Genomic DNA, 9,497 nt, shown 5'->3' with positions numbered 1-9,497 from the left:
ACCGCCTGCTGCCCCACCGCCCGCCGGGCCGCCGCCCGCGGTGGTTCCAGCGCCGACGACCCCGGCCTCCTCGGAACGGAAGGGGAGCTGACAATGCCCGTCACCCCGGTCCTCACCCGGCGCTGGAACACGCCGGAGTCGTGGACGATCGAGACCTACGCCCGCCTCGACGGCTACACCGCGCTGCGCACCGCCTTCGCGATGGCCCCGGACGACCTCATCAAGCTGGTAAAGGACTCCGGGCTGCGGGGGCGCGGCGGCGCCGGCTTCCCCACCGGGATGAAGTGGGGCTTCATCCCGCAGGGCGACGGCAGGCCGCACTACCTCGTCATCAACGCCGACGAGGGGGAGCCGGGCACCTGCAAGGACGCGCCGCTGATGATGGCGGACCCGCACTCGCTCATCGAGGGGATCATCATCGCGGCCTACGCGGTGCGGGCCAGCCGGGCGTTCGTCTATCTGCGCGGCGAACTGATCCACGCGGCCCGTCGGCTGCAGGCCGCCGTGGCCGAGGCTTATCGGGCCGGCTACCTCGGCCGGGACATCCTCGGCAGCGGCTTCGACCTCGACCTCGTCGTGCACTCCGGCGCGGGCGCCTACATCTGCGGCGAGGAGACAGCCCTGCTCGACTCCCTGGAGGGCCGTCGCGGCCAGCCGCGGCTGCGCCCGCCGTTCCCCGCGACGCACGGCCTGTACGCCTCCCCGACGGTGGTCAACAACGTCGAGACGATCGCGTCGGTGCCGTACATCGTGAACTACGGCGTGGACTGGTTCCGGTCAATGGGCCGGGAGCGCTCGCCCGGGCCGAAGATCTACAGCCTGTCCGGGCACGTGACCCGGCCTGGCCAGTACGAGGCCCCGATGGGCACCACGCTGCGGGAGCTGCTCGACCTGGCCGGCGGCGTGCGGGGCGGTCGCGGGCTCAAGGCGTGGACCCCGGGCGGGTCGTCCACCCCGATGCTGACCGCCGAGCACCTCGACGCGCCGCTCGACTTCGAGGGCATGCAGGAGGCCGGGTCGCTGCTTGGCACGGCCGCACTCATGATCATGGATGACACGGTCGACATGCTCAAGGTCGTCCGCCGGCTCACCCAGTTCTACGCGCACGAGTCGTGCGGCAAGTGCACTCCGTGCCGCGAGGGCACCAGCTGGATGGTGCAGATCCTGTCCCGGATGGAACGGGGCCAAGGCGACGCCGAGGACGTGGACACCCTCGTCGACGCCTGCGACAACATCTTCGGCCGGGCATTCTGCGCGCTGGCCGACGGGGCCACCTCCCCGATCGTCTCGGGGATCAAGTACTTCCGGGACGAGTTCATCCCGGTGAGTGCGGTGACCACGAAGCCGAACCCCACCCCGGGAGACGCCACGGCCGGCGACGGCTCGCCCGCGTCCGCCCCGGGTGCCTACGCGGGAGCGCACTGACCATCATGACCGTCGCCCCATCCAGGCCTCGCGCCTCCGAGCCGGCCCAGCCGGCCGCACCCGACCTCATCACCCTCACCATCGACGGGCTGTCGGTGAGCGTGCCCAAGGGCACCCTCATCATCCGCGCGGCCGAGCTGCTCGGCATCGAGATCCCGCGGTTCTGCGACCATCCGCTCCTCGACCCAGTCGGAGCCTGCCGGCAGTGCATCGTCGAGGTGGAGGGCCAGCGCAAGCCGGTCGCCTCCTGCACCACGACGGTGGCCGCCGACATGGTCGTGAAGACCCAGCTGACCTCGCCGGTCGCCCGCAAGGCCCAGGCCGGCACGCTTGAGTTCCTGCTCCTCAACCATCCGCTCGACTGTCCGATCTGCGACAAGGGCGGCGAGTGCCCGCTGCAGAACCAGTCGATGGCGAACGGCGGCGCGGTCTCCCGGTTCAAGGAGACCAAGCGGGTGTACCCGAAGCCGCTGGCGATCTCCACCGAGATCCTGCTGGACCGGGAGCGCTGCGTGCTGTGTGCCCGCTGCACCCGGTTCTCCGCCCAGATCGCCGGGGACCCGTTCATCGAGCTGTTCGAGCGGGGCGCCGCCGAGCAGGTCGCGGTGAGCGACGGGCAGCCGTTCTCCTCCTACTTCTCCGGCAATACCGTGCAGATCTGCCCGGTGGGGGCGTTGACCAGCGCCGCCTACCGCTTCCGGGCCCGGCCCTTCGACCTGGTCTCCACGCCCACGGCGTGCGAGCACTGCGCGTCGGGCTGCTCCCTGCGCACCGACCACCGCCGGGGCAGGGTGACCCGTCGCCTCGCCGGCTACGACCCGGCGGTGAACGAGGAGTGGAACTGCGACAAGGGCCGGTTCGCCTTCACCTACGCGCGCGTGGCCGATCGGCTCACCACCCCGCTGATCCGCGACGACGACACCGGGCAGCTCGTCCCGGCCTCCTGGAGCGAGGCGCTCAAGTACGCCGCGCGGGGGCTGGCCGAGTGCCGGGACCGGCGCGGGGTCGGGGTGCTCACCGGCGGGCGGCTGACCCGCGAGGACGCCTACGCCTACGCGAAGTTCACCCGGGTGGCGCTGGCCAGCAACGACGTGGACTTCCGGGCTCGGCCGCACTCCGCCGAGGAGGAGCAGTTCCTTGGGTATGCCGTCGCCGGTACCGGCATCGGCGTCACCTACGCCGATCTCGAGGCGGCCCCGGCCGTGCTCCTGGTGGCCTTCGAACCGGAGGAGGAGTCGCCCATCGTCTTCCTGCGGCTGCGTAAGGCCGTGGACAAGCACGGCGCGGCCGTGCACGCGCTCGCCCCCCTGGCGAGCCGGGGGCTGACCAAGCTCGCCGGCACCCTCGTGCCGACGCGGCCGGGCGGGGAGGCGGCCGTCCTCGACGCGCTCGCCGCCCCCGACCGGGGCGGGCCGGAAGCACCGACCACGCAGGCCCTGCGGGCGCCGGGGGCGGTGATCCTGGTGGGCGAGCGGGCCGCGGAGTTCCCCGGGGCCCTGTCCGCGGCCGTCCGGCGGGCCGAGGCGACCGGTGCCTCGCTCGCCTGGGTTCCGCGGCGGGCCGGTGACCGCGGCGCGGTCTCGGCCGGGCTGCTTCCCTCGCTGCTGCCCGGCGGTCGCCCGGTCACGGATGCCGCCGGGCGCGCCGAGGTCGAGGAGGTCTGGGGGGGTCCGCTGCCCGGCGCGCCCGGCCGCGACACCGACGGCATGCTGGCTGCCGCCGCGGCCGGGCGGCTCGACGGGATGATCGTCGCCGGCGTCGACGCGGAGGACCTGCCGAATCCGGCGAGTGCGCTCGCGACGCTCGCCCGGATGCCGTTCTGCGTCTCGATCGAGCTGCGCCGGTCGTCGATCGCCGAGGTCGCGGACGTGGTGCTGCCCATCGCCCCGGTGGCGGAGAAGGCTGGCTCGTTCGTCGACTGGGAGGGCCGGCTGCGACCGTTCCAGCGGGCCCTGGACACCCCGGCCCTGCCAGACGTCCGGGTGTTGCACCTGCTTGCCGCCGAGATGGGCCTCGACCTCGGCCTGCCCGACGCCGGCGCGGCCGCCCGCGAGCTGCGCGCCCTGGGTCGGGCCGGCGACGGCGTGAGCCGGGTGCCCGCCCCGTCGGAGCCGATCGCCGAGCCGCCCGTCGCGGGGGTGGGTGAGGCGGTGCTCGCGACCTGGCACCAGCTCGTCGACGACGGCGCTCTGCAGGCCGACGAGCCCTACCTGGCGGGCACCGCGCGCCCGGCGGTGGCCCGCCTGTCCGCCGCGACCGCCGCCGAGATCGGCGCCGTGGCCGGGGGGCGGGTGACCATCACGGCCTCCCGCGGCTCGATCACCCTGCCCGTCGAGGTCACGGCGATGCCCGACCGGGTGGTCTGGGTGCCGACCCACTCGCCGGGCTCACACGTGCGCCGGGCGCTCGCCGGGGACGCCGGGGTCCTCGTCCGGGTGGGCCCCGCCGAGGACGATCCCCCTGCCGAGGACGGTACCCCCGCCGGGGACGACACTCCCGGAGGCCGCGCATGAGCGCCACCCCGTCCACGCTCGTCTGGGCCGCGGCCGCGGATCCGGACCTGCACGCGTTCGCCGACGACCCGTTCTGGCTGATCCTGCTCAAGGCCGTGGCGGTGTTCGCCTTCCTGCTGCTGATGACGCTGTTCGCGATCGTGTTCGAGCGCAAGGTCGTCGCGAAGATGCAGCAGCGGGTCGGCCCGAACCGCCACGGCCCGAGGGGCTGGCTGCAGAGCCTCGCCGACGGCGCCAAGCTGATGCTCAAGGAAGACCTCATCCCGGTACTCGCCGACAAGCCGATCTTCATCCTGGCGCCGATCGTCTCCGCGGTGCCGGCGTTCCTCGCCTTCGCGGTGATCCCCTTCGGCCCGGAGGTCTCGATCTTCGGGGAGCGGACCACGCTGCAACTGGCGGACCTGCCGGTGAGCGTGCTCTATCTGCTGGCGGCCGCCTCCCTCGGCGTCTACGGGCTCATCCTGTCGGGCTGGTCGAGCGGGTCCACCTACCCGCTGCTCGGCTCGCTGCGTTCGGCCGCGCAGATCATCTCCTACGAGGTCGCGATGGGGCTCGCGTTCGTCGCGGTGTTCATCTACGCCGGCACGCTGTCGACCTCCGGCATCGTGGCGGGCCAGTCGGGTCGCTGGTACATCGTGCTGGTGCCGTCGTTCGTCCTGTACTGCATCTCGATGGTCGGCGAGACGAACCGGACCCCCTTCGACCTTCCCGAGGCCGAGGGCGAACTGGTCGGCGGGTTCCACACCGAGTACAGCTCCATCAAGTTCGCGTTCTTCTTCCTGGCCGAGTACATCAACATGGTCACCGTCTCGGCGATCGCGACGACCTTGTTCCTCGGGGGCTGGCAGCCTCCGCCCATCCCCGGCCTGTCCGGTCTGAACTCCGGCTGGGTTCCGCTGATCTGGTTCGTCCTCAAGCTGCTGGCGTTCCTGTTCTTCTTCATCTGGCTGCGCGGGACGCTGCCGCGGCTGCGGTACGACCAGTTCATGAGCTTCGGCTGGAAGGTGCTCATCCCGGTCGGTCTGGTCTGGGTGCTGGCCGTCGCGACCTTCCGCGTCTACCAGAAGCACGTGGACGACCGCACGCCCTGGCTCGTCGGGTTCGGCGTGGTCGTCGGCATCCTGCTGATCGTCGCGCTCATCGATCCCGGCGGCGCGAGGCACCAACGGGAGCTGGAGGAGGCCGAGCAGCGCAAGCTGGCCGAGGCGCCGAGCCTCGACCGCATCCCGTGGCCCCCCCCACCGCAGGCCGCCGGACGGGGTCGTCCGGCGGTGTCCGCCGGTGCCTCGGCCAACGGGTCGTCCACTGTCATCCCCGCGGACCCCGGTCCGCGTCAGGAGCGTTGAGTCATGGGGATCCTCGACCCGTACAAGGGGTTCGGCGTCACCTTCGGGACGATGTTCAAGAAGCCGACGACCGAGCAGTACCCGGAGGAGAAAAAGGAGACCGCTCCGCGTTTCCACGGCCGTCACCAGCTCAACCGGCATCCCGACGGCCTGGAGAAGTGTGTCGGGTGCGAGCTGTGCGCCTGGGCGTGCCCGGCCGATGCGATCTATGTCGAGGGCGCGGACAACACCGAGGCCGAGCGGTACTCCCCGGGCGAGCGGTACGGCCGCGTCTACCAGATCAACTACTTGCGGTGCATCCTGTGCGGGCTGTGCATCGAGGCCTGCCCCACCCGGGCGCTGACGATGTCCAACGACTACGAGCTCGCCGACGACAGCCGACAGGATCTGATCTTCACCAAGGAACAGCTGCTCGCTCCGCTGCGCGAGGGTATGGAGGCGCCGCCGCATCCGATGCGGCTCGGCTCCAGCGAGACCGACTACTACACTCGCCACCCCGAAGCCCCGCTGCCCTGGCAGGTCTCGGGGCAAGAGCAGGCCTCGGGGCAGGCCGGGGAGCTGGAGGCAGCTGACGTCATCGCCCGGCGGACGGCGGGCGAGCACTCCCGGGCGGATGAGGTTCCCGCCCACGGCGCCGGTTCGGAGCGACCACGATGAACCACGAGATCCTCGCCGCGGCGGGGGACATCACCAGCACCTCCACCGGTGAGGCCGCGACCTTCTGGATTCTCTCCCCGGTCGCGGTGCTGGCCGCACTCGGCATGGTGATGGTCCGCAGCGCCGTGCACTCGGCGTTGCTGCTGGTGGCCAACCTGTTCTGCGTCGCGGTGTTCTACCTGATCCAGGAGGCACCGTTCCTCGGGTTTGTGCAGATCATCGTCTACGCGGGCGCGATCATGGTGTTGTTCCTGTTCGTGCTGATGCTCGTCGGGGTCGACTCGTCCGACTCGCTGGTGGAGACCATCCGTGGTCAGCGCCTCGGCGCGATCGTCTTCGGCCTCGGCTTCGCGGGCCTGCTGGCCTTCCCGATCGGTTCGGCGATCGACGGCGGGAGCGCCAAGGGCCTGTCCGAGGCGAACACCGGCGGCAACGTCCAGGCGATCGGTCGTCTGCTGTTCACCGACTACGTCTTCGTCTTCGAGGCGATCTCGGCGCTGCTCGTCGTCGCCGCGATCGGCACGATGGTCCTCGGCCACCGGGAACGTGAAGGCGGCCGGATCAGCCAGCGGGAGTGGATGCGGCGGCGCTTCACCGAGGGCCGTCAGGTCACCCCGTTGCCCGGGCCGGGCGTCTTCGCCCGGCATGACTCCGCCGACACGCCAGGGCTGTTGCCGGGCGGCGGGCGCGCCTCGGGCATCGGGGGCGTCCCCGGGACGCCCGACGAGCCGGGCGGCGGCATCTCCCGGGACGCGGACGGCTCGGCGCCCGTCGGCGCCGGTAAGGGGGACGGTCGATGAACCCCGCGAACTATCTGATCCTCTCCGCGCTACTGTTCACCATCGGCACGGTCGGGGTCCTCGTCCGGCGCAACGCGATCGTCGTGTTCATGTCGGTGGAGCTCATGCTCAACGCCGTGAACCTGACCTTGGTCACGTTCTCCCGCATTCACGGGACCCTCGACGGGCAGATCATGGCCTTCTTCGTCATGGTCGTCGCCGCGGCCGAGGTCGTCATCGGCCTGGCCATCATCCTCAGCATCTTCCGAACCCGTCGCTCGGCGTCGGTGGATGACGTGAACCTGCTGAAGTACTAGATCCCAGCCAAGCACGAGTACGAGCGCGAGCACCAGATCTTGACCAGCACTCCCACCGCGGACCGGGTCGGGTGGACTCCCCGGTCCGCCCCCGCCGCCGGAACGCGGCTGCGACCGGCCGTCGGCCACGGAAGAACGGACGACACTGCAGTGACGCATTATCGCCAATGGCATCCGCGGCGGAGTCGCGATGAACGCTGACCCGCTTCTGCTCGCTGCCGCCGAACATGGCGGCAGCAAGATCCATTATGCGGCCGCGTCGGGGGTCTTCTCGCTGACCTGGCTGCTCATCGCGCTTCCGTTGGCCGGAGCCGCGGTGCTGTTGCTCGGCGGCCGGCGGACCGACGGGTTCGGGCATCTGCTCGGCACACTGACCTCCGCCGCCAGCTTCGTGATCGGTCTGGTGCTGTTCGCCGGCCTGCTCGACCGCCCCGGTGACGATCGGGCGCTGTCCCAGCAGCTGTACTCCTGGATTCCGGTCAACGGTTTCCGGGTGGACGTCGGTCTGCTGGTCGACCAGCTCTCGGTCGTCTTCGTGCTGCTGATCACCGGGGTCGGGACGCTGATCCATATCTACTCGATCGGCTACATGGCGCATGACCCGGCCCGGCGGAAGTTCTTCGCCTACATGAATCTCTTCCTGGCGTCGATGCTGCTGCTCGTTCTGGGCGACAACTTCCTGTCGCTCTACGCCGGCTGGGAGCTGGTCGGGCTGTCGTCCTTCCTGCTCATCAAGTTCTGGGAGTACAAGCCGGCCGCCGCCACCGCGGCGAACAAGGCCTTCTACATGAACCGGGTCGGGGACGTCGGGCTGGCGCTCGCGATCATGTTCATGTTCGCCACCGTCGGGTCGACGAGCTACGCCGACGTGTTCGGCTCGGCCGCCGCGGGCGTCATCGGTTACGGCACGATCACCGCGATCGCGCTGCTGCTCCTGCTCGCTGCGTGCGGCAAGTCCGGCCAGTTCCCGTTGCAGGCCTGGCTGCCGGACGCCATGGAGGGCCCGACCCCGATCTCCGCGCTCATCCACGCGGCGACCATGGTCACCGCCGGGGTCTATCTCATCGTGCGGGCCGGGCCGATCTTCAACGAGACGCAGGCCGCCCGTACCGTCGTGGTGATCGTCGGGGCGGTCACGATCCTGATCGGCTGCGTCATCGGTTGTGCCTACGATGACATCAAGAAGGTGCTGGCCTACTCGACAGTCAGCCAGATCGGGTACATGTTCCTCGCGGTGGGGCTGGGACCGGCCGGCTACGCGATCGGCATCATGCACCTGCTCGCCCACGGCTTCTTCAAGGCCGGTCTGTTCCTCGGATCCGGCTCGGTGATCCACGCGATGAATGACGACCAGGACCTGCGTCACTACGGCGGGCTCTGGCGGCATATGAAGATCACCTGGGTGACCTTTGGTGTCGGCTACCTGGCGATCATCGGGTTCCCCGGGTTCTCCGGCTTCTTCACCAAGGACCGGATCATCGAGACCGCCTTCGACAAGGGCGGGACGTCGGGATACCTGCTCGGCTCGATCGCGCTGCTGGGCGCGGGCATCACCGCCTTCTACATGTCCCGCCTGTTTCTGATGACCTTCCACGGCAGGCCGCGCTGGACGACGGAGGGCGAGCACGCTCGGCATCCGCACGAGTCCCCGGGGTCGATGACCGGTCCGATGATCCTGCTGGCCGTCGGCTCGCTCCTCGCCGGTGGCCTGTTCGTCCTCGGCCATTCGCTGCAGGACTGGCTCGAACCGGTCGCCGGGGCGGGGGTCGAGGGTGTCCACACCTTCTCGCCGCTCGTCCTCACCCTGCTCACGCTGGTGGTCACCGCCGGCGGCTTTGCCGGGGCCTATGTGCGCTACCAGCTGCGCCCGGTCGAGGCGACGGCCCCGCCGGACTCCGAGGTCACCCTGGCCACCGTCGCCGCCCGTCACGACCTGTTCGCGAACACCTTCAACGAGACCGTCGCGATGCGGCCCGGCCAGTACCTGACCCGTTTCCTGGTCTGGCTGGACCTCGTCGGCGTCGACGGGCTCGTGCGGGGCAGCGCCGCCGCCATCGGCGGCCTGTCGGGGCGGATGCGCCGCCTCCAGACCGGCTTCGTCCGGTCCTACGCTCTGTCGATGTTGGGAGGTGCCGTCCTCGTGGTCGGCGCGCTGCTGCTGGTGAGGGCGGGCTGACATGCACACAGTCCCCTGGTTGACGATCATGCTGATCGTCCCGGCCGCGGGTGCGGTGGTTGTCGCCGCTCTGCCCCGCCGGCTGTCGACCCTCGCCAAGCAGCTCACCCTCGGGCTCTCGCTGGCGGTCCTGGTGCTCGCGGTCCTTGCGACCGCGGCCTACAACCCGGACAAGGCCGGCTTCCAGTTCGCCCAGTCCTACGACTGGATCAAAACCTTCGGCATCTCCTACTCGGTGGGGGCCGACGGCATCTCGCTGGTGCTGATCCTGCTTGCCGCGCTGC

At 70.5% G+C, this 9,497-nt stretch carries 7 protein-coding genes and 1 pseudogene; all 8 read left to right on the top strand.

Going from position 1 to position 9,497, the window contains the following annotated elements; genetic code table 11:
• Positions 1-93 precede the first annotated feature (93 nt).
• Positions 94-1,425, top strand: a complete 1,332-nt coding sequence (gene nuoF / locus AC08ON_RS00410; RefSeq protein ID WP_476606895.1) for an NADH-quinone oxidoreductase subunit NuoF — start codon at positions 94-96, stop codon at positions 1,423-1,425.
• Positions 1,426-1,430: 5 nt separating this feature from the next.
• Complete coding sequence (locus AC08ON_RS00405) at positions 1,431-3,938, top strand: NADH-quinone oxidoreductase subunit G (RefSeq protein ID WP_476606896.1); 2,508 nt, start codon at positions 1,431-1,433, stop codon at positions 3,936-3,938.
• Positions 3,935-5,284 carry an NADH-quinone oxidoreductase subunit NuoH gene (gene nuoH / locus AC08ON_RS00400; protein WP_011435005.1) on the top strand — a complete coding sequence of 450 codons (1,350 nt, stop codon included), beginning with the start codon at positions 3,935-3,937 and terminating at the stop codon, positions 5,282-5,284. Before AC08ON_RS00405 ends, nuoH begins: the two co-directional genes overlap by 4 nt.
• A 3-nt stretch (positions 5,285-5,287) precedes the next feature.
• Positions 5,288-5,941 (top strand): NADH-quinone oxidoreductase subunit NuoI, encoded by a 654-nt coding sequence (gene nuoI, locus AC08ON_RS00395; RefSeq protein ID WP_476606898.1) that lies wholly within the window; start codon positions 5,288-5,290, stop codon positions 5,939-5,941.
• Entirely contained in the window at positions 5,938-6,741 is an 804-nt protein-coding gene (locus AC08ON_RS00390; protein WP_476606899.1) for an NADH-quinone oxidoreductase subunit J, read from the top strand. Before nuoI ends, AC08ON_RS00390 begins: the two co-directional genes overlap by 4 nt.
• Positions 6,738-7,037 carry an NADH-quinone oxidoreductase subunit NuoK gene (gene nuoK, locus AC08ON_RS00385; RefSeq protein ID WP_011435008.1) on the top strand — a complete coding sequence of 100 codons (300 nt, stop codon included), beginning with the start codon at positions 6,738-6,740 and terminating at the stop codon, positions 7,035-7,037. Before AC08ON_RS00390 ends, nuoK begins: the two co-directional genes overlap by 4 nt.
• A 190-nt stretch (positions 7,038-7,227) precedes the next feature.
• Positions 7,228-9,213 carry an NADH-quinone oxidoreductase subunit L gene (gene nuoL, locus AC08ON_RS00380; protein WP_476606900.1) on the top strand — a complete coding sequence of 662 codons (1,986 nt, stop codon included), beginning with the start codon at positions 7,228-7,230 and terminating at the stop codon, positions 9,211-9,213.
• Position 9,214: 1 nt separating this feature from the next.
• Positions 9,215-9,497, top strand: a pseudogene (locus tag AC08ON_RS00375) (NADH-quinone oxidoreductase subunit M); the annotation flags it as partial.

The sequence above is a fragment of the Frankia sp. CoWAU3 genome, from assembly GCF_977971855.1.
Note: the sequence above shows the minus strand (reverse complement) of the source record. Positions and strands in the feature narration are given on the sequence as shown.